The 24,757-nt window shown below is 65.2% G+C and carries 19 protein-coding genes; 10 read left to right on the top strand and 9 right to left on the bottom strand.

Annotated elements, in window-relative coordinates; translation table 11 throughout:
* Positions 1-130: 130 nt before the first annotated feature.
* Entirely contained in the window at positions 131-1,492 is a 1,362-nt protein-coding gene (locus P3C50_RS08195; RefSeq protein ID WP_275545622.1) for an inorganic triphosphatase, read from the bottom strand.
* 112 nt (positions 1,493-1,604) lie between these two features.
* Between P3C50_RS08195 and P3C50_RS08190 the strand changes: the two genes are divergently transcribed.
* The 4 genes from P3C50_RS08190 to argA all read left to right on the top strand — a co-directional run bounded on the left by P3C50_RS08190 (position 1,605) and on the right by argA (position 6,190).
* Positions 1,605-2,282 (top strand): TIGR00153 family protein, encoded by a 678-nt coding sequence (locus P3C50_RS08190; protein WP_197858109.1) that lies wholly within the window; start codon positions 1,605-1,607, stop codon positions 2,280-2,282.
* Positions 2,283-2,320: 38 nt separating this feature from the next.
* A complete protein-coding gene (locus P3C50_RS08185) occupies positions 2,321-3,592 on the top strand; it encodes an inorganic phosphate transporter (RefSeq protein ID WP_275545621.1) in 1,272 nt (423 codons plus the stop codon).
* Positions 3,593-3,660: 68 nt separating this feature from the next.
* Entirely contained in the window at positions 3,661-4,827 is a 1,167-nt protein-coding gene (argE, locus tag P3C50_RS08180) for an acetylornithine deacetylase (RefSeq protein ID WP_275545620.1), read from the top strand.
* Between the two features lie 64 nt (positions 4,828-4,891).
* The gene (gene argA, locus P3C50_RS08175) at positions 4,892-6,190 is read left to right on the top strand and encodes an amino-acid N-acetyltransferase (protein ID WP_275545619.1); all 1,299 of its coding nucleotides are present in this window, start codon (positions 4,892-4,894) and stop codon (positions 6,188-6,190) included.
* Between the two features lie 329 nt (positions 6,191-6,519).
* Here the strand turns inward: argA and P3C50_RS08170 are convergent, their stop codons facing one another.
* From P3C50_RS08170 to P3C50_RS08155, 4 genes are all read right to left on the bottom strand, one after another.
* On the bottom strand, positions 6,520-6,711 hold the full coding sequence (locus P3C50_RS08170; RefSeq protein WP_275545618.1) for a ribosome modulation factor: 192 nt from the start codon (positions 6,709-6,711) through the stop codon (positions 6,520-6,522).
* 125 nt (positions 6,712-6,836) lie between these two features.
* Positions 6,837-8,417, bottom strand: coding sequence for a glutamate--cysteine ligase (gshA, locus tag P3C50_RS08165; RefSeq protein ID WP_275545617.1), 1,581 nt, complete (start codon positions 8,415-8,417; stop codon positions 6,837-6,839).
* A 125-nt stretch (positions 8,418-8,542) separates the two neighbouring features.
* A complete protein-coding gene (locus tag P3C50_RS08160) occupies positions 8,543-8,929 on the bottom strand; it encodes a PaaI family thioesterase (RefSeq protein WP_275545616.1) in 387 nt (128 codons plus the stop codon).
* Complete coding sequence (locus P3C50_RS08155; protein ID WP_275545615.1) at positions 8,926-11,253, bottom strand: Tex family protein; 2,328 nt, start codon at positions 11,251-11,253, stop codon at positions 8,926-8,928. Before P3C50_RS08155 ends, P3C50_RS08160 begins: the two co-directional genes overlap by 4 nt.
* A 201-nt stretch (positions 11,254-11,454) precedes the next feature.
* Between P3C50_RS08155 and ompR the strand changes: the two genes are divergently transcribed.
* The 3 genes from ompR to P3C50_RS08140 all read left to right on the top strand — a co-directional run bounded on the left by ompR (position 11,455) and on the right by P3C50_RS08140 (position 17,449).
* Positions 11,455-12,195 carry a two-component system response regulator OmpR gene (gene ompR, locus P3C50_RS08150; protein WP_275545614.1) on the top strand — a complete coding sequence of 247 codons (741 nt, stop codon included), beginning with the start codon at positions 11,455-11,457 and terminating at the stop codon, positions 12,193-12,195.
* Positions 12,196-12,271: 76 nt separating this feature from the next.
* The gene (locus P3C50_RS08145; RefSeq protein WP_275545613.1) at positions 12,272-13,588 is read left to right on the top strand and encodes an ATP-binding protein; all 1,317 of its coding nucleotides are present in this window, start codon (positions 12,272-12,274) and stop codon (positions 13,586-13,588) included.
* Between the two features lie 96 nt (positions 13,589-13,684).
* On the top strand, positions 13,685-17,449 hold the full coding sequence (locus P3C50_RS08140) for an EAL domain-containing protein (protein ID WP_275545612.1): 3,765 nt from the start codon (positions 13,685-13,687) through the stop codon (positions 17,447-17,449).
* Between the two features lie 6 nt (positions 17,450-17,455).
* Here the strand turns inward: P3C50_RS08140 and P3C50_RS08135 are convergent, their stop codons facing one another.
* The 3 genes from P3C50_RS08135 to P3C50_RS08125 are packed head-to-tail and all read right to left on the bottom strand — an operon-like array spanning position 17,456 to position 19,688.
* Positions 17,456-18,352 (bottom strand): S66 peptidase family protein, encoded by an 897-nt coding sequence (locus P3C50_RS08135; protein ID WP_275545611.1) that lies wholly within the window; start codon positions 18,350-18,352, stop codon positions 17,456-17,458.
* Complete coding sequence (rimK, locus tag P3C50_RS08130; protein ID WP_275545610.1) at positions 18,349-19,254, bottom strand: 30S ribosomal protein S6--L-glutamate ligase; 906 nt, start codon at positions 19,252-19,254, stop codon at positions 18,349-18,351. The genes P3C50_RS08135 and rimK overlap by 4 nt, the downstream gene beginning before the upstream one ends.
* Entirely contained in the window at positions 19,251-19,688 is a 438-nt protein-coding gene (locus P3C50_RS08125; protein ID WP_197858122.1) for an ATP-dependent zinc protease, read from the bottom strand. The genes rimK and P3C50_RS08125 overlap by 4 nt, the downstream gene beginning before the upstream one ends.
* Positions 19,689-19,835: 147 nt before the next feature.
* Here P3C50_RS08125 and P3C50_RS08120 point away from each other — a divergent pair, with 147 nt between their 5' ends.
* Complete coding sequence (locus tag P3C50_RS08120; protein ID WP_275545609.1) at positions 19,836-20,264, top strand: RNA-binding S4 domain-containing protein; 429 nt, start codon at positions 19,836-19,838, stop codon at positions 20,262-20,264.
* Positions 20,265-20,864: 600 nt separating this feature from the next.
* Here the strand turns inward: P3C50_RS08120 and P3C50_RS08115 are convergent.
* Positions 20,865-21,659, bottom strand: coding sequence for a phosphatase PAP2 family protein (locus P3C50_RS08115; RefSeq protein ID WP_275545608.1), 795 nt, complete (start codon positions 21,657-21,659; stop codon positions 20,865-20,867).
* Positions 21,660-21,872: 213 nt separating this feature from the next.
* On the opposite strand from P3C50_RS08115, the gene hslO reads away from it, so the two are divergent.
* Both hslO and P3C50_RS08105 read left to right on the top strand, forming a co-directional pair.
* Complete coding sequence (hslO, locus tag P3C50_RS08110; RefSeq protein WP_275545607.1) at positions 21,873-22,760, top strand: Hsp33 family molecular chaperone HslO; 888 nt, start codon at positions 21,873-21,875, stop codon at positions 22,758-22,760.
* 157 nt (positions 22,761-22,917) lie between these two features.
* Positions 22,918-24,459: a phosphoenolpyruvate carboxykinase gene (locus P3C50_RS08105; protein WP_275545606.1), complete on the top strand. Its 1,542-nt coding sequence runs from the start codon at positions 22,918-22,920 to the stop codon at positions 24,457-24,459.
* Positions 24,460-24,757 lie beyond the last annotated feature (298 nt).

Raw genomic sequence — 24,757 nt, 5'->3', positions numbered from 1 at the left:
GCGGTGTCTGCCATCCCTTAGATGCTTCGCGGACAAGTCCGCTCCCACAGATCGGGAAGGGCCTTCAAGCCTCTTTGTGGGAGCGGACTTGTCCGCGAAGTTGTTGCTGCATCCAGCGTGCAGTCGCCCCCTACACCAGCGCCTTCCACGCCTTGAGGCTGCTCACGATCTGCGCCTGGGTCGCGCGCAACTGACGCTGCTCGTCGTCCAGTTTCTGCTGCGCCAGGTCATACAGCTTGTTCAGCTCGCCATACAGACGGTCGACCTCGGGCACCTCCAGCACGCCGCGCGCCAGGCGCAGCCAGACCAGCAGGCGCTCCAGGCGCGGCATCTGTTCAGCCAGGTCTTCCGGCTGCTGCTGGTAGCGGCGTAGCTGCAGGGCAGTGCCTTCTTCGCCCAGCAAGGTCGGCAGCCAGTTGCCAAGCGCGGCGTTGCCCTGGCGGGTGCCACGGTTGTTGCGCTCTGTTGCCCAGCTACGTAGCAGCAGCCAGTGCGACAGCTTTAGCGACAGCAGGCCCCAGCGGCAGCCATCCAGTTCGGCGGCAAACAGCGCCGGAGCGTTGCGCCGCATGCTGTCGTCGTCCTGGCCAGCCGCCAGGCGCGGACGCCAGTCATCGAGCAGCGCGTCGAGCGCTTCGCGCAGCTCACGCGAGCTGGCGCGGGGCGCGGCCTGACCGAGGCTGGCTAGGAGGGCGCGCAGGTCGATCAGTTGCTCCAGCCATTGCTGCAGCAGGCTCCAGTGACCGTTCCAGCGATACTGCTCGGCCAGGCGCTGGCTGGCGCCGAGCAGATGCCAGGCGAGCGCGGCGAAGGCGTCGTCCAGGCTCATTTCGCCATTCAGGGCAGGAGCGGGCAGGCTCAGGCTGTAGCTGCCGGCATCGAACAGTCGATAGCCGCGCTCGGCCTTGCTGATGTCGCAGGGCATCAGCGGCAGGTCCGCCGCCAGCTCGCAGGCCAGCTCCAGCAGCGCCGCCGGTTCGCCCTGGCGCAGCTCCAGCTCAAGTTCGCAGATCTCTTCTTCACCCTCGCCGGCAACGACCTTGCCCAGATCCAGTGCGGCCTCGATGACCACCTTGGCCTTGCCGCGACCCCAGGCGATTTCGGCCTTCTCGCGGACGAAATCGGTGGTGAACAGCGGTTGCAGGGTTTTCTTGTCCAGATCGGCCAGGCTGGCCGGCCAGCAGCTGTCGTCGAGCTTTTTCAGGTCCAGCTTGGCCTTGCTCAGGTGCCAGTCCCATTCGTTGCGCTCGGACAGGCCGGCGACGCTCTGGCCGCGGCTTTTCAGCGTCTGGATGAACTGCTCGCCGTCACGGCGCAGACGCAGGGCGACCTTGGCATTGGCCAGTTCGCGGTCTGCGGTGTCGTAGTACTGATTGAACAGCTCGCCGCGCTGCCAACCGCTCTTGTTGCGCTTCTTCAACAGCGTGTGCTCGCGCAGGGCTGCCAGGGTGGCGCGGCTGACGCGCAGTTTGATTTCGGTTTCTTTGGCCATGATGGAGAGCTAGAACGCCTTTTATGAAAATGTGACAGACCGATGACGCGTGCTGGCGAATGACGAAACCGGTCCCTATACTTGCGGCCTTCTCAAAACGGGGGCTTACCCTATGCCTATCAATCCCTTTGTCAGCCTGTTCGGCCGTTCACCTATCGGCCCCATGCAACAGCATATCGCCAAGGCCCACGAGTGCGCGGCGAACCTGATGCCTTTCTTCGAGGCCGTAATGGCCGAGGATTGGGCCAAGGTGGAACAGGTACAACAGGAGATGTCCCGGCTGGAGCACGAGGCTGACAAGCTGAAGAAAAGCGTGCGCCTGCACCTGCCCAAGAGCCTGTTCCTGCCGGTGCCGCGTTCGGACCTGCTGGAGCTGCTCAGTGTACAGGACAAAGTCGCCAACCGTGCCAAGGACATCGCCGGCCTGATGCTCGGCCGGCAGATGGCCATTCCGCAGCCGCTGCAGCCGCTGATGCGGACCTACGTGCAGCGTAGCGTGGACGCCAGCGCCCAGGCGCTGAAGGCGATGAACGAGCTGGACGAGCTGCTCGAGACCGGTTTCGCCGGTCGTGAGGCCGAGCTGGTGGAAACCCTCATCGAGGAGCTCGGTTCGATCGAGAACGATACCGATCGCCTGCAGATCGAGGTCCGTCGCCACCTGTTCAAGCTGGAGAAGGATCTTCCCCCGGTCGATGTGATGTTCCTCTATCAGATCATCGACTGGATCGGCGATGTCGCCGACCGTGCCCAACGAGTGGGCAACCGACTGGAACAACTGCTGGCGCGCTAAGCGCCAGTGTCCTTTCTGGGATCTACGGAAACTAATTTATGTCTCTGATTGCGGACTACGGGCTGGTTCTGCTCGTTCTTGCCTGCCTTTTCGGTTTTTTCATGGCCTGGGGTGTTGGAGCCAACGATGTAGCCAATGCTATGGGCACATCCGTTGGCTCGCGTGCACTGACCATCAAGCAGGCGATCATCATCGCCATGGTCTTCGAATTCGCCGGTGCCTATCTGGCCGGCGGCGAGGTGACCGAAACCATCAAGAACGGCATCGTCGATGCCAATCTGATCAGCCCTAATCTGATGGTGCTGGGCATGATGTCGGCATTGCTGGCTGCCGGCACCTGGCTTCTGGTGGCCTCGACGCGTGGCTGGCCGGTGTCCACCACCCACACCATCGTCGGCGCAGTGATCGGTTTCGCTGCGGTCGGCGTGTCGATGGACGCGGTGCACTGGGGCGGTGTCGGCCCCATCGTCGCCAGCTGGGTGGTCACGCCGATGCTGGCCGGGATCATCTCCTTCTGCCTGTTCGTCAGCGTGCAGAAGCTGATCATCGATACCGACAACCCGTTCATGAACGCCAAGCGCTACGTGCCGCTGTACATGTTCATCACCGGCTTCATGATTTCACTGATGACCATGACCAAGGGCCTCAAGCATGTCGGCCTGAACCTCTCCAGCACCGAGGGCTTCCTGCTCTCGATCGGCATCGGTGTGCTGGTCATGCTGATTGGTATCGCTCTGCTCAGCCGCATTCACGTCGATGCCGAAGCCGACAAGGCTTTCCACTTCTCCAGCGTGGAGAAGGTGTTCGCCATCCTGATGATCTTCACCGCCTGCTCCATGGCCTTCGCTCATGGCTCCAATGATGTGGCCAACGCGGTCGGCCCGCTGGCCGCCATCGTCGGTGTGATCCAGAGTGGCGGCGAGCTTGCCGCTGGGCAGAAGTCGCTGGTACCGGGCTGGATCCTGCTGCTGGGCGCGCTGGGCATCGTGGTCGGTCTGGCCACCTACGGCTATAAGGTCATCGCCACCATCGGCAAGGAAATCACCGAGCTGACCCCCAGCCGTGGCTTCGCCGCCGAACTGGCTGCCGCCACTACCGTGGTCAGCGCCTCCGGCCTGGGCCTGCCGGTATCCACCACCCACACCCTGGTCGGCGCCATTCTCGGTGTCGGCCTGGCGCGCGGCATCGGTGCGCTGAACCTGGGCATGATCGGCAAGATCTTCCTGTCCTGGATCATCACCCTGCCAGCTGGCGCGATCCTGTCGATCGTCTTCTTCTTCATTCTGCGCGCGCTGTTCGGCGGGGTCTGATTCCATCCCGGCGGTTTCACCGACAAGGCGATGCCCCTATGATGGGGCACCGTCCGAGGAGATCGCCGATGCCCCTGCCATCCTTCCGAGAGCAGTTCGCCGCGCTGATCGCAGCGCCATCGGTGAGCTGTACCCAGCCCAACTGGGACCAGACCAATGCGCCGGTCATCGAGCTGCTTGCCGCCTGGCTCGGTGATCTGGGTTTTACCTGCGAAACCCAGCAGATTGCCCCCGGCAAGTTCAACCTGCTCGCCAGCTATGGCTCCGGCCCTGGCGGCCTGGTGCTGGCCGGACACAGCGATACCGTGCCCTTCGACGCCGCCCTGTGGCAGACCGACCCGCTCAAGCTGAGCGAAGTGGGCGACCGCTGGGTGGGCCTCGGCAGTTGCGACATGAAGGGCTTCTTCGCCCTGGCCATCGAAGCCGTGCGGCCGCTTCTCGACCAGCCCTTCAAGCAACCTTTGCTGATTCTCGCCACCTGCGACGAGGAAAGCTCCATGGCTGGCGCCCGGGCCCTGGCCGATGCCGGGCGGCCGCTGGGCCGTGCGGCCGTGATTGGCGAGCCCACCGGCCTCAAGCCGATCCGCCTGCACAAGGGCATAATGATGGAGCGCATCGATATCCTCGGGCGCAGCGGCCACTCCTCTGATCCCGCGCTCGGCCACAGTGCGCTGGAGGCCATGCAGGACGTGATGGGCGAGCTGCGCGGCCTGCGCGCGCAATGGCAACGCGAGTTCAACAACCCCCAGTTCAGCGTGCCGCAGCCGACGCTGAACCTCGGCTGCATCCACGGCGGCGACAATCCCAATCGCATCTGCGGTCAGTGTGCGCTGGAGTTCGACCTGCGGCCGTTGCCGGGCATGGACGCGGAGCAGCTGCGTGAGGCCATTCGCGGCAAGCTGCAGCCGCTGGCGCTCAAGCATCAGGTGCGCATCGACTATGGTCCGCTGTTCCCGGAAGTGCCGCCGTTCGAACAGCGCGCCGATGCCGAGCTGGTGCGTCTGGCCGAGCGCCTCACCGGGCACAGCGCGCAGGCGGTGGCGTTCGGTACCGAGGCGCCTTATCTTCAGCAGCTGGGCTGCGAGACCCTGGTGCTCGGCCCCGGCGACATCGATTGCGCGCACCAGCCAGGGGAACACCTGGAACTGGCCCGCATCGAACCTACCGTGGCGCTGTTGCGCCAACTGATCCAACACTATTGCCTGAGCCGGAGCGAAGACGTGCAGCGACGATGAGACCGACCTTCTGACCGAACATGACGGCCATGCCGTCCTAAGTCTCTACGTTAATGGATTGCTCATGCACGACTACGTCAATTGGCTACGCCACGCTTCGCCCTACATCAACGCCCACCGCGACCGCACCTTCGTGGTCATGCTGCCGGGCGAGGGCGTGGCTCACCCGAACTTCGCCAATATCGTCCACGACCTGGTGCTGCTGCACAGCCTTGGCGTGCGCCTGGTGCTGGTGCATGGTTCGCGCCCGCAGATCGAGGCACGCCTTGCCGCGCGTGGCCTGACCCCGCACTACCATCGCGACCTGCGCATCACCGATGCACCGACCCTGGAATGCGTGATCGATGCCGTCGGCCAGCTGCGCATCGCCATCGAGGCGCGCCTGTCGATGGACATGGCCGCCTCGCCGATGCAGGGCTCGCGCCTGCGCCTGACCAGCGGCAACTTCGTCACCGCACGGCCAATCGGCGTGCTCGACGGCATCGACTACCACCACACCGGCGAAGTGCGGCGCATCGACCGCAAGGGTATCAACCGCCAGCTCGACGAGCGCAGCATCGTGCTGCTGTCGCCACTGGGTTATTCGCCCACCGGAGAAATCTTCAACCTGGCCTGCGAGGACGTCGCCACCCGCGCCGCCATCGACCTGGGCGCGGACAAACTGCTGCTGTTCGGCGCCGAGGACGGCCTGCTCGACGACAATGGCAAGCTGGTGCGCGAACTGCGTCCGCAACAGGTGCCGGCGCATCTGGCGCGCCTGGGCAGCAACTACCAGGGCGAACTGCTCGATGCCGCCGCCGAGGCCTGCCGGGGTGGCGTGAAACGCAGCCATATCGTCAGCTACGCCACCGACGGCGCGCTGCTCAGCGAGCTGTTCACCCGTACCGGTAACGGCACCCTGGTGGCCCAGGAGCAGTTCGAATCCCTGCGCGAGGCGAGCATCGAGGATGTCGGCGGCCTGATCGAGCTGATCAGCCCGCTGGAAGAGCAGGGCATTCTGGTACGACGTTCGCGCGAGGTGCTGGAGCGCGAGATCGAGCAATTTAGCATCGTCGAGCGCGAAGGGCTGATCATTGCCTGCGCGGCGCTGTATCCGATCGCCGATTCCGATTGTGGCGAGCTGGCCTGCCTGGCGGTCAACCCCGATTACCGCCACGGCGGCCGTGGCGACGAATTGCTCGAGCGTATCGAGGCCAGGGCGCGGGCGCAGGGGATCAAGACCCTGTTCGTGCTCACCACCCGCACCGCCCACTGGTTCCGCGAGCGCGGCTTCGAGCCGAGCAGCGTCGAGCGCATGCCTACCGCGCGGGCATCGCTGTACAACTACCAGCGCAATTCCAAGGTGTTCGAGAAGGTGTTATAGGCGGGCTAGAGCAGGCCGGGTCTGTAGGAGCGGATTTATCCGCGAGCTTCGCGGCTGAGGCCGCTCCTACACTTGGAGCGATGCGGAAGGCCAAGGCCGAGCATGTAGCCCGGATGCAATCCGGGACAGCGAGCCAGAATACCCCCGGATTTCATCCGGACTACATCTCCACCAGCGCAATCCCAGGTGTGCGAGAAGGCGTTGTAGGCGGGGCGAGAACAGGCCGGAACTGTAGGAGCGGATTTATCCGCGAGCTTCGCGGCTGAAGCCGCTCCTACGCTTGGAGCGATGCAGGAGGCCAAAGCCCCTTCCGCGGTGCGTTCAGAGATTCAGGCGCTGCGCTGCTGCAGGCGCAGCTGTTCGGAGCCATCGTCCCAGCCGGCCTCCCAGGCTGCCGCAGGGATTTCCTCAGGGTAGGGCTGGCGGGTTCGGGCCTGGCCGGTGAGACCGGCCATATAGCCTTGCTGGTAGGCCTTGGTCAGGCTCTCCAGGCTCCATTGCGGCGTGGCGTCTTCGGCCATGGGCGCTGCTCGTCTATCGTCCTTTACCCGGCAATGCTAGCTTGCCTGGCGGCCCCGGGAGTGCCCGCCCATCCCGGGTTTTGCTCCGCTGGTTGGCTTTGTGACGCAGTCGACGCTTCGTCGTCTTACACGGCCAAAGCCAGAATGCTCGCCTGATAGGCCGCGACGAAGGCGTCGAAGTCGCCCTTGGGCTGCGCTTCCAGCTCCGCCTGCTCGGCCAGCGACTGGTGAGCGGCCTTCTCGAAAGCCTGCTGTTGTTCGGCGCTCAGCGGCTGTGCGCGGAAGTACTCGGCGTGGCGCAGGCTCTGCTGCAGGGCGAAGTCGGTGAAGCTCTGGCCCTGACGCAGAATCGCCAGGACCTGCGCCGATGGCGTCATCTCCACGTCGGCGACCTTGGCCTGCTGTTGCGCCAGGGCCTCGATATGCAGGTTGCTGCCTTGGCTGCGGTCGAGCAGCTCGGCCAGCGGCAGGATGCGTTCGAGCAGCTCGCCGGCCCAGACCTTGAGCTCCACCTGCTGGCTGCCCTTTTGCAGATGCAGACCGGGACGACGGCCTTCCTTGACCACCTTGAGGAAGTTGCTGGTGCAACTGTTGCATTCGCCGTTTTCCAGCAGCGGGCTGTCTTCCAACGCGCAGAACAGCAGGAAGGCGTCGATGAAGCGCGCCTGCGCCACGTCGATGCCCAACGGCAGGAAGGGGTTGATATCCAGGCAGCGCACTTCCACGTACTGCACGCCGCGGCTCATCAGTGCCTGGATTGGCCGCTCGCCGCTATGGGTTACGCGTTTCGGGCGGATGCTCGAGTAGTACTCGTTCTCGATCTGCAGGATGTTGGTATTGAGTTGCAGCCACTCGTCGCCGCGCTTGGTGCCAGCCTCGACATAAGCCGGATAGGGCGTGCCGACGGCCAGGCGCAGGCTGTCGGTGTAGCTGGCCAGGTCGTTGTAACAGGGGGTCAGGCCGGCCTGCGCGTTGCTCTGGTAGCCCAGGTCGCTCATGCGCAGGCTGGTGGCATATGGCAGGTACAGGGTGCTGGCGTCCAGCTCCTGCAACTGGTGCGGGCGGCCGCGCATGAAGCCTTTGTCCAGCGCCGGCGAGGCGCCGAACAGGTACATCAGCAGCCAGCTGTAGCGGCGGAAATTGCGGATCAGCGAGATATAGCGGGCCGACTGGTAGTCGCGCGCGCTCTGCTCGCTGCCTTCGCTGCGCTGCTGCAGTTGCCACAGCTCCTCGGGCAGGGAGAAGTTGTAGTGGATGCCGGCGATGCACTGCATGGTCTTGCCGTAACGCAGCGCCAGGCCCTTGCGGTACACGTACTTGAGGCGGCCGATGTTGGAGCTGCCGTAGCGGGCGATGGGGATGGTCTCTTCGTCCGGCAGGGCGCAGGGCATCGACGGGCTCCACAGCAGTTCGCCATCGAGCTTGTCGTAGGCGAAGCGGTGGATGTTCTCCAGTTCGGCGAGGGTGGCGGCCGGATCGTTGGCGGTGCCGGTGATGAACTCCAGCAGCGACTCGGAGTAGTCGGTGGTGATCTGCGCATGGGTCAGCGCCGAGCCCAGCGCCTGCGGATGCGGGGTCAGGGCCAGCTGGCCGTCGCGGTCGACGCGCAGGCATTCGCGCTCGATACCATGCAGACATTCACCCAGCAGGGACAGGTTGGCCGGCTCGCCGAGCTGGGCCAGGCGGCGGGAGAGAAGATCGCTCAAGATGCAATTCCTAACTGGGCAGTCGCCACAATATGAGGACTGCAGCAGCAAGCTTCAAGCTGCAAGCCACAAGTAAGGGCGCGTGGGCATTTCCCGACAGCTTATGGCGTGCAGCTTGCCGCTGCTTATATGCAGGCGAAGGTGCCTTGTGCCTTGGCGACCAGCTTGTCGCCCTGCAGCACTTCGGCTTCGACCACCTGAGTACGACGCCCGGCATGCAGCACCTTGGCGTGGCACAGCACGCTGCCCTCGGACACCGGGCGGATGTAGTTGATCTTGCACTCCAGGGTCACGCTGCTCGGGCCGCCATCGCCCAGGCTGTGGCTGGCCTGGCCCATGGCGGTGTCGATCAGCGAGAACAGCGCACCGCCGTGCAGCTTGCCGTGCAGGTTGCGCAGTTCGTCGGTGAGGGTCAGGCGCACGCGCGCCTCGCCACCGCCGACCTGGAGAATCTCCAGGCCGAGCAGGCGGGAAAAGGCGCTGCTGGCGCCGACGTTGCCTTCCGTACTCATTTCTTCAACTGCTTGGCGTTGGCGAACAGGGCGGCCATGCCGCCGGTGGCGGGAGCCGGTTTGTCCTGGCTGGAGTGGCGCTCGCTGCGCGGCGTATTGCCGCCGCGGTTGCCGGTGCCGCGTTGCCCGCCGCGCGCGCCCTCGACTTTCTCGCCGGGGGTGTCGCCCATGCGCATGGACAGGGCGATGCGGTTACGCGGGATGTCCACTTCCATCACCTTGACCTTGACCACGTCGCCGGCCTTGACCGCCTCGTGCGGGTCCTTGATGAACTTCTCCGACAGCGCGCTGATGTGCACCAGACCGTCCTGGTGCACGCCGATATCGACGAAGGCGCCGAAGTTGGTGACGTTGGTGACCACGCCTTCGAGCACCATGCCCAGCTTGAGATCGTTCAGCGTTTCCACGCCTTCCTGGAACTCGGCGGTCTTGAACTCCGGGCGCGGGTCGCGGCCGGGCTTGTCCAGTTCCTTGAGGATGTCGCCGACGGTCACCAGGCCGAAGCGCTCGTCGGTGAACTTGGCCGGATCGAGGCGCTTGAGAAAGCCGGAGTCGCCGATCAGCGAGCGGATATCGCGGCCGGTGTCCTGGGCGATACGCTCGACCAGCGGGTAGGTTTCCGGGTGCACCGCGGAAGCGTCCAGCGGGTTGTCGCCGCTCATCACGCGCAAGAAGCCGGCGGCCTGTTCGAAAGTCTTCTCGCCCAGGCGCGGCACCTTCTTCAGTTCGGCGCGCGAGGCGAAGGCGCCGTTGGCGTCGCGGTACTGCACGATGTTCTGCGCCAGGGTCGCGTTGAGGCCAGAGATGCGCGCCAGCAGGGCCGCGGAGGCGGTGTTCACATCCACGCCGACGGCGTTCACGCAGTCTTCGACCACGGCGTCCAGGCTGCGCGCCAGCTTGAGCTGCGACACGTCATGTTGGTACTGGCCGACGCCGATGGATTTCGGGTCGATCTTCACCAACTCGGCCAGCGGGTCCTGCAGGCGACGGGCGATGCTGACCGCGCCGCGCAGCGATACGTCGAGATCAGGGAATTCGCGGGCGGCCAGTTCCGAGGCCGAGTACACCGAGGCGCCGGCCTCGGAGACCATCACCTTGGTCAGCTTGAGGCCCGGTACTTTCTTGATCAGTTCGGCGGCCAGTTTGTCGGTCTCGCGGCTGGCGGTGCCGTTGCCGATAGAAATCAGGTCGACGCCATGCTTGGCGCACAGCTTGGCGAGGATCGCCAGGGTGCCGTCCCAGTCGTTGCGCGGGGCGTGCGGATAAACAGTGGCGGTTTCCAGCACCTTGCCGGTGGCATCGACCACCGCCACCTTGCAGCCGGTACGCAGGCCCGGATCCAGCGCCAAGGTGGCGCGCGGGCCGGCCGGGGCGGCCAGCAGCAGGTCGTGCAGGTTACGGGCGAAGACGCTGATCGCCTCGTCCTCGGCCTTCTCGCGCAGCTCGCCGAGCAGGTCGGTTTCCAGGTGGTTGTACAGCTTGACCTTCCAGGTCCAGCGCACCACCTCGGCCAGCCACTTGTCGGCTGCGCGGCCTTTGTTCTCCAGGCCGAAGCGCTCGCCGATCATCAGCTCGCACGGGTGCAGGGTGCCGGGCAGCTCCTCGCCCACTTTCAGGCTGGCGCTGAGAATGCCCTCGTTACGCCCACGGAAGATCGCCAGTGCACGGTGCGACGGCACGCCCTTGAGCGCTTCGTCATGCTCGAAGTAGTCGCTGAACTTGGCGCCTTCGTTTTCCTTGCCCGGCACCAGGCGGGCGCTGAGGGTGGCGTTGTCCTTGAGGAAGCTGCGCAGCTTGTCGAGCAGCGCGGCGTCTTCGGCGAAGCGCTCCATGAGGATGTACTTGGCGCCTTCGAGCACGGCCTTGGTATCGGCGAAGCCTTTCTCGGCATCGATGAAGCGCTCGGCTTCCTGTTCCGGTGTCAGGCTCGGGTCGGCGAACAGCGCATCGGCCAGCTCGCCGAGGCCGGCTTCGAGGGCAATCTGACCCTTGGTGCGGCGCTTCTGCTTGTACGGCAAATACAAGTCTTCGAGGCGCGTCTTGGTGTCGGCCAGGTCGATCTCGCGCTTTAGCTCGGGGGTCAGCTTGCCCTGCTCCTCGATGCTGGCGAGGATCGCCCCGCGGCGCTCGTCCAGCTCGCGCAGGTAGCGCAGGCGCTCTTCCAGGTGGCGCAGCTGGGTATCGTCGAGGCTGCCGGTCACTTCTTTGCGGTAACGGGCGATGAAGGGCACGGTGGAGCCTTCGTCGAGCAGGGCCACGGCGGCGGCAACCTGTTGCGGGCGCACGCCCAGTTCATCGGCGATGCGATTGTTGATGCTGTCCATATGAAAACTACCCACTGAAGCGACAGGGCGGCCGTAAAGATGCCGGCCAGATACGAAAGCGGCGCATTATAAACACCGCATTCATAAGTACTGGGCACCGTTGGGGAAAAATCTGCTAACAATGGCTAAAGCGCCCACCGGTGCGCCTGAGCGATAATGCCGCCACTTGCCGTCCACAGTACGGCTGTCCAAGGAGACGCCATGACCCAGTCCGCTGCCCCTGCCGCCGCCGAAGGCGAGAAGATTCTCATCGTCGATGACGACGCCCGTCTGCGCCGCCTGCTCGAGCGTTTCTTCGATGAGCAGGGCTACCGGGTGCGTGCGGTGGAGAACGTCGAGCAGATGGACCGTCTGCTGGCCCGCGAGCTGTTCAATCTGGTGGTGCTCGACCTGATGCTGCCTGGCGAAGACGGCCTGTCCGCCTGCCGCCGCCTGCGTGAATCGAACAACCAGATCCCGATCATCATGCTCACCGCCAAGGGCGATGAGTCCAGCCGTATCCAGGGCCTGGAACTGGGCGCCGACGATTACCTGGCCAAGCCTTTCAACCCGCGAGAGCTGCTCGCCCGCATCAAGGCCGTGCTGCGCCGCCAGGCGCCGGTGGTGCCGGGTGCGCCGGGCGCCGAGGATGAAAGCGTCAGCTTCGGCGACTACGAGCTGTCCTTGGCCACGCGTGAGCTGAGGAAGGGCGAGGAAGTGCACATGCTCACCACCGGCGAGTTCGCCGTGCTCAAGGCCCTGGTGCAGCATGCGCGGGAGCCGCTGACCCGCGACAAACTGATGAACCTGGCCCGCGGTCGCGAGTGGGATGCGCTGGAGCGCTCCATCGACGTGCAGATCAGCCGCCTGCGCCGCCTGATCGAGCCGGACCCGTCCAAGCCGCGCTATATCCAGACCGTCTGGGGCGTTGGTTACGTCTTCGTTCCTGACGGCAACAAGTGACGCGTAGGAGCGAGCTCAGCTCGCGAATTGAAGCCACGTTTTCGCGAGCAGAGCTCGCTCCTACGGTTCTGCGCTGATGAAAGCCCCCTACTGGTTCCCGCAAAGCTTCTTCGCCCGCACCCTCTGGCTGGTGCTCGTCGTCGTGCTGTTCTCCAAGGCACTGACGCTGGTGTACCTGATGATGAATGAGGATGTGCTGGTCGACCGCCAGTACAGCCACGGTGCGGCGCTTACCTTGCGGGCCTACTGGGCGGCCAACCCCGATGACCGCGACCATATCGCCCAGGCCGCCGGGCTCAAGCGCATCCCGCGCGACAAAGTGCCGGCCAGCGAGCAGCACTGGCCCTACAGCGAAATCTTCCAGCGGCAGATGCAGACCGAGCTCGGCCCCGATACCGAAACCCACGTGCGAGCGACCACTCCACCGGCGCTCTGGGTGCATGCGCCGAGCCTTGGCGACGGCTGGGTGCGGGTGCCGATGTATCCGCACCCGCTGCGTGGCCAGCGGATCTGGAGCGTGCTTGGCTGGTTCCTCGGCATTGGCCTGCTGTCCACTGCCGCGGCCTGGATCTTCGTGCGTCAGCTCAATGCGCCGCTCAAACGTTTGGTCTTCGCCGCCCGCCAGCTTGGCCAGGGGCGCAGCGTGCGCCTGCCGGTGAGCGATACGCCGAGTGAAATGACCGAGGTGTACCGCGCCTTCAACCAGATGGCCGAGGACGTCGAGCAGGCCGGCCGCGAGCGGGAACTGATGCTGGCCGGCGTCTCCCATGATCTGCGCACGCCGCTGACGCGCCTGCGTCTGGCGCTGGAGTTCATGGACAACGATTCCGAGCTGACCGAGGACATGGTGCGCGATATCGAGGACATGGACGCCATCCTCGATCAGTTCCTCGCCTTCATCCGCGACGGCCGCGACGAGCCGGTGGAGGAGGCCGACTTCCCCGAGCTGGTGCGCGAAACCCTGGCGCCCTACAACCAGGGCGGCGAGCGCGTGCGCCTGTGCCTTGAAGCCATTCCACCGTTTCCGCTGCGCCGGGTATCGACCAAGCGCCTGCTTACCAACTTGGTGGAGAATGCGCTCAACCATGGCGGTGGTGATGCCGTCGAGGTGGTCGCCAGCCTGGCCGGTGATCACAGCGCGCCCTATGTGGTATTGAGCGTGCTGGACCGTGGCAATGGTATCGATCCGGCTGAGCTGGACAGTATCTTCAATCCCTTCATTCGCGGTGATCGTGCCCGTGGCGGGCGCGGCACCGGTCTGGGCCTGGCCATCGTCAAGCGCATCGCGGCGCTGCACGGCGGCAGCGTCGAGCTGCGCAACCGTAGTGGCGGCGGCCTGGAGGCGCGGGTGCGGTTGCCGCTGGGGCTGTTGTTGCCGCGCGACGCGGTGTAACCGGCCGTCCACTCGCGGCGCCCAAGTGCTGGCAATATGCTGCCAAGCGCTTTGGCGCTGGGCTATGCTGTGCCAGCGCATCACTTCGAGGCCTGCATGCCCGCCGCCTTCCCCGACCGCTTGCCCAGCTGGACCTGGTGGCTACCGCTGCCGATCTTCCACCTGGCAACCTGGATTTCCCTGGCGACCCGTCTGAACGACGGGATAGCGCTGTGCTACCTGCCCATGGTGCTCGGCCTGGCATTCTGCCTGTGGTGGGGCCCGCGCGTGTTGCCGGCGCTTTACCTCAACGCCTTGCTCAGCGTGCCGCTTTGGGACCTGCCCTGGCAGTGGGCGCCGCTCTATGCGCTGCCGGAAACCGCCGCGGTGGCCCTGGGTTGGGGGTTGTTGCGGCGCCAGTCGTTCGACCCGGCCCTGGGGCGCCTGAGCGATGTGCTGCGATTCCTCGCCTTCGCCGTGCTGATGCCGGCCACCCTGGTGGCCCTCTGGCTGCAGAGCAACCTCTGGCTTACCGGCTTTCAGGCCGGCGATCAATGGGCACGGGCGAGCCTGACGGTGTGGTTGAGCGACACCATCAACCTGCTGGCGCTGACGGCTCCCTTGTTGACCTTCGGCACGCCGCTGCTGCGCAGTCGCGGCTGGCTGCGCGAGCGAAGCCACGTCACCGCTCCTGCGCTGCCGATCAGCCGCTGGCCCGGTGGCTGGCCGCTGGCGTTGGGCGTATTTCTGCTGTTGATGCTGCTCGGTGCCAGCCTGCCGGCCCAACTCGCCTTGCCGCTGCTGGGGCTCTGTACGCTGGTACTGGCATTGCGTCACGCTTTCGCGGGGGCGTTATATGGCGTGCTGCTGGTGTTCGTTGTCACCCTGCCATTACCGCTCTGGCGCGGCAGTTCAAGTTTCACCGAGTTGGATCTGCAGCGCGATCAGCTGCATTTCGTCGTTCTGCTGCTGATGGGCGCCACGCTGGTGGTGGGGCGTGCGCTCAGTGACCTGCGCCAGGCGCTGGCGCGCAGCGCGCAGATGCAGGAGCAACTGGCCCGGGCCAACCTGGCGATGGAGGCCAGCCCGCTGGGCGTGACCATCGCCGACGCGCGCCAGGCCGATCTGCCGCTGGTCTACTGCAATGCTGCGTTCAGCCAGATAACCGGTTATTACGCCGAAGAGGTGCTGGGGCGCAATTGCCGTTTCCTGCTCGGCAGGGATCGCACCCAGCTGGAGCTGCAACCCTTGCGCGCCGCCCTGCGCGACGGCCGCAGCGGCCATGCCGTGGTGCGCAACTATCGCAAGGACGGCCGACCGTTCTGGAACGAGGTGGTACTGGCGCCGATGCGCGACGAGCAGGGCATCAGTCATTTCGTCGGTCTGCAGCACGATGTCACCGAGCGCGTGGAGCTGGCAGCCAAGGTCGAGCAGCAGCGCTCGCAGCTGCTGCGCCAGAGTCACCTGTTCAGCCAGACCGAAGACATCGCCAACCTCGGTGGCTGGGTGCTCGAAGTCGGCGACTACAGCATGTTCTGGAGTGATGGCTGCTACCGCATCGTCGAGCGTGACATCCACCTTGGGCCACCCCGTTTCGAGCAGGCGCTGCACTACTTCGACACGCCGAGCCAGGCGCTGATAATGCAGACCCTGCAGGCTGCGCTGGTCGGACTCGACGAGATCGACCTCGAACTGCATCTTGCGGCGCGCCTCGGCGGGCGCCTGGTACGCGTGCGCGGTATGGCCGAGCGCGATGAGGATGGCAGCCTGATGCGCATCTACGGCGTGGTGCAGGACATCAGCGAGCGCAAGCGCACCGAGTCGCAACTGCGCGAGCGCGACGAGCGCCTGCGTCTGTTCTTCGAGGCGCCGCTGATCGGCATGGCGCTGACCAGTCAGAGTTTCGGCTGGGAAGAGATCAACCAGAAACTGTGCAGCATTCTGGGGCGCAGCCGCGATGAAATGCTGGCCAGCAGCTGGCAGCAACTTTCGCACCCGGACGATCTGCCGGCCGAGCAGGCCAGTGTCGAGCAGGTACTGCTCGGCAACAGCGAAGGTTTCGAGATGGACAAGCGCTTCCTGCGCGCCGACGGCCAGGTGGTGTTCACCCGCGTCAGCCTGCGTGCGGTGCGTGGTAGCAGTGGGCGGCAGAGCGTATTCCTGCTGCTGGTCGAGGACATCAGCGCACGTCACCAGGCCGAGGCGCGCTATCGCACCCTGGTCGAGCATGCGCCCGAGGCGATTCTGTTGTTCAACCCCGATGGCGGCATCGTCGAGTGCAACGAGAACGCGCTGCGGCTGTTCCGTTATCGCCGCGAAGAGCTGCTCGGCCGGTCGATCCAGAGCATCAGCCCGTTGCGCCAGGCTGATGGCCGCCTGTCCTCCCGTGCCGGCAAGGCGTTCATGCGCCAGGCCGTGGCCGGTGAGGCGCCGGTGTTCGAGTGGACGCACCGCGACAGTGCCGGGCGCCAGCTGCCGTGCGAGGTGCGTCTGGTGCGCATGCCGGGCGAGGGATTGTTGATCCGCGCCAGCGTCACCGATATTTCCGAGCGCCAGCGCTACCAGCGCGAGATCGAGCGCCTGGCCTACAGCGACGAGCTGACCGGTCTGCCCAATCGCCGTCTGCTGCTCGATCGTCTGCAACACGCCATGGACCGGGAGAATCGCGAGGGCAGCCTGGGCGCGCTGCTGTTCATCGACCTGGATCATTTCAAGACGGTCAACGACAGTCTGGGCCATCTGGTCGGCGATGCCCTGCTGGTGGAAGTGACCACGCGCCTGGCCCGCGAGCTGCGCACCGAGGACACCCTGGCGCGACTGGGTGGAGACGAGTTCGTGGTGCTGCTCGAAGCCTTGGGCGGCGAGGCGCAGGCGGTGGCCGAGCATGCTGCCGCAGTGGGGGAGAAGCTGTTGCGCGGGCTGCAGGGCAGTTGCCTGATCGACGGGCACGAGCTGGCAATCAGCGCCAGTATCGGCATCGCCCTGCACCCGATGGGGCTGCAACATGCCTCGGACATTCTCAAGCAGGCTGACACCGCCATGTATCGGGCCAAGCACGCCGGGCGCAACGCCCTGCATTTCTTCGCGCCGGAGATGCAGGCGGCCATCGATCAGCGCCTGCAGTTGCAGGGCGAACTGCGCCAGGCCATCGCCCGCCAGCAGTTGCAGCTGGTGTTCCAGCCGCAGTTGATGCTGGCCGATGACTCGCTGGCCGGTGCCGAGGTGCTGCTGCGCTGGATGCACCCCGAGCGCGGCGAGATCGCGCCGGATCAGTTCATCCCGCTGGCGGAGGAAACCGGGCTGATCCAGGACATCGGCCGGTGGGTGCTGGAACAGGCCTGCGCGGCCCTGGCGCGCTGGCAGGCGCAGTGGCCGCAGCTGGTGCTGGCGGTCAACCTCAGCCCGCGCGAGTTGCGCCAGGCCGGCTGCGTCGAGCGGGTCGAGCAGTGCCTGCGTGATCACGGGGTACCGGCGCATGCTCTGGAGCTGGAAATCACCGAGGGCGTGCTGCTCGAAGACGTCGAACGCTGCATCGGCAACATGCAGCGACTCAAGGCGCAGGGCGTGCGCTTCGCCATCGACGACTTCGGCACCGGCTACTCGTCGCTCACCTACCTCAAGCGTCTGCCGCTGGACCGGCTGAAGATCGACCGCAGCTTCGTCGCCGATCTGGACGGCGCAGCGAGCGGGCGCATGCTGGTGCAGACCATCCTGATGATCGCACGCAACCTGGATCTGGAATGCGTGGCCGAAGGCATCGAGCAGGACAGCCAGCTGGCATTTCTGCGTGAGCAGGGTTGCGCGATGGGCCAGGGCTATCTGTTCGGCCGGCCGATGAAGGAGGCCGAGTTTCTCGCCTGGATGCAGGCGCGCCAGCGCTGAGGTGCGCTACCAGCTCAGGCTGTTGTCGCCGATCCGCGCCTGCTGGCCGTAGGGCCAGGGGAAATTGCTGTCGCCATGGCCGCTGGGCAGGTCGCCATAGAGCGGCACGCCCAGAGGTGCCAGGTATTCGCCGATGATCTGCTCCAGGCTGTGTTGCACCCCGCGCCGTGGGCAGTCGGTGAAGCTGCCCAGGCACACCGCGCGCGGCTTTCTCCCGGCGAAGCTGTGCAGCAGTTGCCAGAAGCTACGCTCCAGTCGGTAGTAAGGCTCGCCGACGTCTTCCAGGATCAGGATCGAATCCTCGGCCAGACGCATTTCGGCGCCTGTGCCGCAGGCGCTGGCCAGGGCCGTGAGGTTGCCGCCCTGCAGGGTGCCTGCGATGGCATGTCGCGGGCCGCTGATATGCCGCAGCGGCAGTTGGCGATGTTCGCCCTCGAGCATGCTCCAGAGCGCCTGCATCGAGGCCAGCCGTTCACGCTGGCCGGTGGGCGCCGACAGCATCTGATGGCCGAGCGCCGTGGCCACCGGGCCATGAATGGCCGGTAAGCCCTGCTGGGCAAAGGCTTCGAGCAGAATCGACAGATCGGAGAAGCCGATCAGCGGGCGCGCACTGGCCTGGCGCAGCAGCGCCCAATCGATTTCCGCCACCAGTTGCGCGCAGCCGTAACCGCCACGCAGGCACCAGACGGCGGCAATATCGGGCAGGGTAAAGGCCTGGTGCAGGTCCTCCAGGCGCTGCTCCGGCGTACCGGCGAGGTAGCGGTGGCGGGCGCGCACGTGCCGGCCCAGGTGGTAGCGCACGCCCAGCACGTCGAGCTGTGCCAGGGTCGCTTCCAGTACATCTTCGGCAACGGCCGCCGCGGGGGCGATCAGCGCCAGGCGACCGGCGAACGTTCGGTTCATCCGCGGCCCTTGGTGCGGGTCTGGCCGGGCTCGGCGTGCTTTTCCAGATGCTGGATGATCATGCCGGCGACGTCCTTGGCGGTGGTGGTCTCGATGCCTTCCAGGCCCGGCGAGGAATTGACCTCCATCACCAGCGGCCCGTGGTTGGAGCGCAGGATATCGACCCCGGCGACGTTCAGGCCCATCACCTTGGCCGCGCGCACCGCGGTCATGCGTTCTTCCGGGGTGATCTTGATCAGGCTGGCGCTGCCGCCGCGGTGCAGGTTGGAGCGAAATTCGCCTGCCTTGGCCTGGCGCTTCATCGCCGCGATCACCTTGTCGCCGACCACGAAGCAGCGAATGTCGGCACCGCCGGCCTCCTGGATGTATTCCTGGACCATGATGTCCTGCTTGAGGCCGAGGAAGGCCTCGATTACCGACTCGGCCGCCTTGGTCGTCTCGGCCAGCACCACGCCCATGCCCTGGGTGCCTTCCAGCACCTTGATCACCAGCGGCGCGCCGCCGACCATCTGAATCAGGTCGGGAATGTCGTCGGGGGAGTGGGCGAAGCCGGTCACCGGCTGGCCGATGCCCTTGCGCGACAGCAGCTGCAGGGCGCGCAGCTTGTCGCGCGAGCGGCTGATGGCCACCGACTCGTTGAGCGGGTAGACGCCCATCATCTCGAACTGGCGCAACACCGCGCAGCCATAGAAGGTCACCGAGGCGCCGATGCGCGGAATCACCGCATCGAAACCCTCCAGTGGCTGGCCGCGGTAGTGGATCTGTGGCTTGTGACTGGCGATGTTCATATAGGCGCGCAGGGTGTCGATCACCACCATTTCATGGCCCCGCTGCTGCCCGGCCTCTACCAGGCGGCGGGTGGAATACAGACGCGGGTTGCGCGACAGCACGGCGATCTTCATTGGGCACCTGGAAGGGCAGAGGAGAGTGAGGGTTTGTCCTGCACGTAGCTGAGCGCAGGATTGACCACCAGTTGGCCGGTGATCAGCGCCTTGGAGCCGAGTAATACGCGATAACGCATGGTCTTGCGACAGGCCAGGGTGAATTCCACCGGCCACAGGCGATCGCCCAGGGCCAGGTTAGTACGGATCACATAGCGGCTCTGCGCCTGGCCGTTGGAGCTCTTGATACGCTTGACTGATACCAGCGGCGCCTCGCAGCGATGACGGCGCTGCACCTGGGTGCCGAGGTAGGCGGTGAAGCGCACCCAGTCCTCGCCGTCACGCTGGAATGGCTGGATATCGCTGGCGTGCAGGCTGGAGGTACTGGCGCCGGTGTCGATCTTGGCGCGCAGGCCGATGATGCCGAGCTCGGGCAGATTGATCCACTCACGCAGGCCGATCACGCTGAGCTGGTCGAAGGTCTTCAAGGTGAGAGTGTCCCCTGAGGCGTACAACGCCTATGATTCCGCGCATTCTAGTTGTGTCGTGTGACAACTGCATCCGCCGCGCGTGCGAATGCCCAACCCCTTTCAGAGTGTGAGATGAGCGAAAAAGACGACGACAAGGTGCGCCTGGATAAATGGCTGTGGGCGGCGCGCTTCTACAAGACCCGGGCCCTGGCCAAGGCGGCTATAGAAGGTGGCAAGGTGCATCACCGCGGCGACCGCTGCAAGCCGGGCAAGGAGCCGAAGGTCGGCGACGAGTATGTACTGCGCACCGGCTTCGATGAACGCACGGTGGTCGTGCTGGCGCTCTCCAGCGTTCGCCGTGGCGCGCCCGAGGCGCAGCTGCTGTATCGCGAAACCGAAGAGAGCATTGCCCGCCGCGAACAGGCTGCAGCGATGCGTAAAGCCGGCGCTATGGGCGTGCAGACCGATGGCCGGCCGAGCAAGAAGCAGCGCCGGCAGATCCACCAGTTCAACGAGCATCAGGAGGGTGGCATGCGCCATCCCTGGGCCGACGAGGAATAGCAGCGTCGGAAGAGCTGTGGGAGCGGACTTGTCCGCGAATGTGGCGGCGCGGTTGTCAGGCTGTGCTGAAGAGCAGCTTCAACGCAGCATGCCCCATCGACCGAATCAGTGGTCTGGGCTACCAGCATAGCGGGCTCTTGTGGGAGCGGACTTGTCCGCGAATATGGCGGCGCGGTTGTCTCAGGCTGTGCTGAAAAGCGGCTTCAACGCAGCAGCCCATCGACCGAATCAGTGGTCGGGGCTACCAGGATAGCGAGCTCTTGTGGGAGCGGACTTGTCCGCGAATATGGGGGCGCGGTTGTCGGGCTGTGCTAAAAAGCAGCGTCAACGCAGCAGCCCATCGATCGAATCAGTGGTCGGGGCTACCAGGATAGCGAGCTCTTGTGGGAGCGGACTTGTCCGCGAATATGGCAGCGCGGTTGTCTCAGACTGTGCTGAAAAGCAGCGTCAACGCAGCATGGGCGTCGACCAGGGCAATGGTGGTGCTACCGGAAAGCTTCGCGGACAAGTCCGCTCCCACAGGTAGGCGCTGGGCCGAGGCCCGTAGTCGCATCGCCCACTACCACCCGGACGACCCAGGGTGGCAGTGAGGCCAGCCCCTCAGTGACCGCTGACGATGCTCATGCGGCCCAGTAGCGGCAGCTTGGCCAGGCGTGAGGTGATCGGCAGGGTGATCTTCTCCAGCCATTCGCTGGCGTGATAACCCAGCGGGGTGTAGCAGCTCCAGGCCAGGGCCAGCAGGCTGAGGAGCACGCCACCGACGAAGGCGTCCGCCCCCCAATGAGCACCGGCCACCAGGCGCGGGAGAATGCCGATCACGCTAATTGCCCAGACCAGCGCCAGACGCCAGCCGCGGGCGAAGAAACTCATGAAGTAGGCCCAGATCAGCAGCACGGAAGCGTGATCGCCGGGGAAGCTGCGGCTGGCGCTGTCCTTCAGGTCCCAGCGTTCTTCCCAGGCCGGGAACATTTCCGTCAGGCGCGCACTGCCTTCCACCACCAGCGACGGGCTGGCGTGCTGCCAGCCCATGTATTCGACCAGGTCGGCGAACAGCACGCGCATCAGCAGCATCACCGTCAGGGCGACGAGGAAGGCGAACAGCGCGCGGCGCACCTGGACACCGGTGAAGATCAGGTCCGCTTTGAGCATCACTGCCAGCATCACCACGCCGACCCCGGCGTCGACCGGGCGCATGCTGCCGATGGCCCAGATATGCGCCCACAGGCCGCCAGCATGCACCGGGTCGTTGAGCAGCTTGAACAGCCACAGGTCGAAGCCGTTCCACAGCTCGCGCGTGGGCTGCCACAACCAGCTGGCGAGCAGCACGAGGGCCACGATATGGCAGACCAGCATGGCGCGGGGATGCCATTGGCGATTGATGAACGTGCTCGACATGGGGATGTCCCTTTGCAGATATGTAACAGGCGTACTCAGGCGCGCGGATGATAGGCAGGGCTGACGCCAGCACAAGGGCAGCAGCGCAATCGTTCAGTCGAGGTTCAGGGGGCGGGATTGGTCACGAGAGCCACATCACATGACGTTCGGGCCTTGGTTGTGTCGGCATTTGTGCATAAAATCGCCAGCCTTTCAGACCCTGGGCCAGCCGCTATGAACGACTTCAGTCAACGTTTCCTGTTCGACGACACCGATGTGCGTGGGGAGATGGTCGCGCTACGCGAGAGCTATGCCCATGTGCTGGCCAAGCACGCCTACCCGCAGCCGGTGGCGCAGCTGCTCGGCGAAATGATGGCCGCCGCCGCGTTGCTGGTCGGTACGCTGAAGTTCGACGGCCTGCTGGTGCTGCAGGCCCGCGCTGAAGGCCCGCTGTCGCTGTTGATGGTGGAATGTTCCAGCGCCCGTGAGCTGCGCGGCATCGCCCGCTACGAGGCCGAGCAGATCGGCGCCGATGCCGACCTGCAAAGCCTGATGCCCAATGGCGTGCTGGCCATCACCATCGACCCGAGCCACGGTCAGCGTTACCAGGGCATCGTCGACCTGGAGGGAGTGGACCTGGCTGAGTGCCTGTCCAACTACTTCGCCAGCTCCGAGCAACTGCCGACCCGCTTCTGGCTCAAGGCCGACGGCCAGCGCGCCCGTGGCCTGCTGCTGCAACAGCTGCCGGCGCATCACCAGACCGAGGCCGAGGAACGTGCCGAGAGCTGGAACCATGTGCTGACCCTGGCCGACACCCTGACCGCCGAAGAACTGCTCGGTCTGGACAACCCGACCCTGCTGCATCGTCTTTACCACGAAGAAAACGTTCGCCTGTTCGATGAGCAGCCGCTGCAGTTCCGCTGCAGCTGTTCGCGCGAGCGCTCCGCCAGTGCCCTGGCCAGCCTCGGCCAGGCCGATGCCGAACTGCTGCTGGCCGAGCAGGGCGGCAGCGTGGTGATCGATTGCCAGTTCTGCAACGAGCGCTATGCCTTCGACGCCGCCGATATCGCTCAGCTGTTCGCCGGTGCCGGTAGCGAAGCGCCGTCGCAGACCCGCCATTGATGAACTTTTCTGATCGATAGCCGTTCTCTATCGGAGCGGAGGCTGCCAAGCAGTTCGCTTTTCTGGCATACTCCCGCGACTTTTTTACCGTGTAGTGCAGTTGCCCCTGCACTACACAACGTTCGGAAGACTCGGCCAGCGGCCGACGGGGACCCTCATGACGCAAGCCAACAACGCCGTGTACACCGACATCAGCGCCGCGCAACTGGTCGAAGAAGCCATTCGCCGCGGTGAAGGGGAACTGGCCGCCAACGGCGCGCTGGTCGTACGCACCGGTCATCGCACTGGCCGCTCGCCGGCTGATCGTTTCATCGTTCAGGAGCCGAGCACCGAGGCGCAGATCGCCTGGGGCAACATCAACCGTCCGTTCCCGGCCGACAAGTTCGATGCCCTGTGGGATCGCGTCGCCGCCTTCAACGATGCCCAGGAACACTTCGTTTCCCACGTGCATGTTGGCTCCGCCGAAGAGCACTACCTGCCGGTGAAAATGACCACTGCCACCGCCTGGCAGAACCTGTTCGGCCGTCAGCTGTTCATCAACCCGAGCGCCTACAACCCGTCGGCCAAGGCCGAGTGGCAGATCCTCAACGTCGCCAACTTCGAGTGCGTGCCTGAGCGTGACGGCACCAATTCCGATGGCTGCGTGATCATCAACTTCGCTGCCAAGAAAGTGCTGATCGCCGGCATGCGTTACGCCGGTGAAATGAAGAAGGCCATGTTCTCCGTGCAGAACTTCCTGCTGCCGGAAAAAGACGTGCTGCCGATGCACTGCGCCGCCAACATCGGCGAAGAAGGCGACGTGACCCTGTTCTTCGGCCTGTCCGGCACCGGCAAGACCACCCTGTCCGCCGACGAGTCGCGTTACCTGATCGGTGACGACGAACATGGTTGGGGCGAAGGCGTGGTGTTCAACATCGAAGGCGGCTGCTACGCCAAGTGCATCGACCTGTCCGAGAAGAACGAGCCGGTGATCTGGAAAGCCATCCAGTTCGGCACCGTGCTGGAAAACGTCGTGCTCGACGACGCCCGCACCCCGGATTACGCCGACGACAGCCTGACCCAGAACAGCCGCGCGGCCTACCCGCTGGAGTACGTCGAGAAGCGCAGCGAGAAGAACCTGGGCGGCGAGCCGAACGCCGTTATCTTCCTGACCTGCGACCTGACTGGCGTACTGCCGCCGGTGTCGATCCTCAACAACGAGCAGGCGGCCTACCACTTCCTGTCCGGCTACACCGCGCTGGTCGGTTCCACCGAAATGGGTTCGGGCGGCGGCATCAAGTCGACCTTCTCCACCTGCTTCGGCGCACCGTTCTTCCCGCGTCCGGCTGGCGTTTACGCCGAGCTGCTGATCAAGCGCATCAACGCCTTCGGCTCCAAGGTCTACCTGGTCAACACCGGCTGGACCGGCGGTGGCTACGGCGTCGGCAAGCGTTTCAACATCCCCACCACCCGTGGTGTGATCGCTGCCATCCAGAGCGGCGCGCTGATCGGTGCCGAGACCGAGCACCTGCCGATCATCAACCTGGACGTGCCGAAGGCCGTTCCGGGCGTCGAGACCAACCTGCTCAACCCGCGTAACACCTGGGCTGACAAGAACGCCTACGACGAAGCCGCCAAGGGCCTGGCCAAGCTGTTCATCGACAACTTCCAGAAGTTCGATGTCAGCGAAGCGATCAAGAACGCCGGCCCGCAGCTGTAAGCTGAGCCGCGTTCTCTGACAAAGCCGCCTTCGGGCGGCTTTGTCGTTGGTGGGCCATGAGCAGGCGTAGGGCGGGTGAAACCCGCCATGGCCGGAGCGGCGGGTTGCACCCGCCCTACGAGACTGCGGTCACGCTCTTGTAGGAGCGAATTTATTCGCGATCATCCTGCGGGCACGGCGCCGGGCTCTTTCGCGGATAAATCCGCTCCTACAGGCCAGGCGCAGGCTGCGTGAAGCTCTTGTAGGAGCGAATTTATTCGCGATCATCCTGCGGGCACGGCGTCGGGCTCTTTCGCGG

It is taken from the genome of Pseudomonas sp. Marseille-Q0931 (assembly GCF_940789645.1).
Taxonomy (GTDB): Bacteria; Pseudomonadota; Gammaproteobacteria; order Pseudomonadales; family Pseudomonadaceae; genus Aquipseudomonas.
Note: the sequence above shows the minus strand (reverse complement) of the source record. Positions and strands in the feature narration are given on the sequence as shown.

Excerpts from the sequence above, each read along its gene's own strand:
- P3C50_RS08195 (WP_275545622.1), bottom strand. The coding sequence starts at position 1,492 with ATGGCCAAAGAAACCGAAATCAAACTGCGCGTCAGCCGCGCCACCCTG.
- P3C50_RS08190 (WP_197858109.1), top strand. The coding sequence starts at position 1,605 with ATGCCTATCAATCCCTTTGTCAGCCTGTTCGGCCGTTCACCTATCGGC.
- P3C50_RS08185 (WP_275545621.1), top strand. The coding sequence starts at position 2,321 with ATGTCTCTGATTGCGGACTACGGGCTGGTTCTGCTCGTTCTTGCCTGC.
- argE (WP_275545620.1), top strand. The coding sequence starts at position 3,661 with ATGCCCCTGCCATCCTTCCGAGAGCAGTTCGCCGCGCTGATCGCAGCG.
- argA (WP_275545619.1), top strand. The coding sequence starts at position 4,892 with ATGCACGACTACGTCAATTGGCTACGCCACGCTTCGCCCTACATCAAC.
- P3C50_RS08170 (WP_275545618.1), bottom strand. The coding sequence starts at position 6,711 with ATGGCCGAAGACGCCACGCCGCAATGGAGCCTGGAGAGCCTGACCAAG.
- P3C50_RS08160 (WP_275545616.1), bottom strand. The coding sequence starts at position 8,929 with ATGAGTACGGAAGGCAACGTCGGCGCCAGCAGCGCCTTTTCCCGCCTG.
- P3C50_RS08155 (WP_275545615.1), bottom strand. The coding sequence starts at position 11,253 with ATGGACAGCATCAACAATCGCATCGCCGATGAACTGGGCGTGCGCCCG.
- ompR (WP_275545614.1), top strand. The coding sequence starts at position 11,455 with ATGACCCAGTCCGCTGCCCCTGCCGCCGCCGAAGGCGAGAAGATTCTC.
- P3C50_RS08145 (WP_275545613.1), top strand. The coding sequence starts at position 12,272 with ATGAAAGCCCCCTACTGGTTCCCGCAAAGCTTCTTCGCCCGCACCCTC.
- P3C50_RS08140 (WP_275545612.1), top strand. The coding sequence starts at position 13,685 with ATGCCCGCCGCCTTCCCCGACCGCTTGCCCAGCTGGACCTGGTGGCTA.
- P3C50_RS08135 (WP_275545611.1), bottom strand. The coding sequence starts at position 18,352 with ATGAACCGAACGTTCGCCGGTCGCCTGGCGCTGATCGCCCCCGCGGCG.
- rimK (WP_275545610.1), bottom strand. The coding sequence starts at position 19,254 with ATGAAGATCGCCGTGCTGTCGCGCAACCCGCGTCTGTATTCCACCCGC.
- P3C50_RS08120 (WP_275545609.1), top strand. The coding sequence starts at position 19,836 with ATGAGCGAAAAAGACGACGACAAGGTGCGCCTGGATAAATGGCTGTGG.
- P3C50_RS08115 (WP_275545608.1), bottom strand. The coding sequence starts at position 21,659 with ATGTCGAGCACGTTCATCAATCGCCAATGGCATCCCCGCGCCATGCTG.
- hslO (WP_275545607.1), top strand. The coding sequence starts at position 21,873 with ATGAACGACTTCAGTCAACGTTTCCTGTTCGACGACACCGATGTGCGT.
- P3C50_RS08105 (WP_275545606.1), top strand. The coding sequence starts at position 22,918 with ATGACGCAAGCCAACAACGCCGTGTACACCGACATCAGCGCCGCGCAA.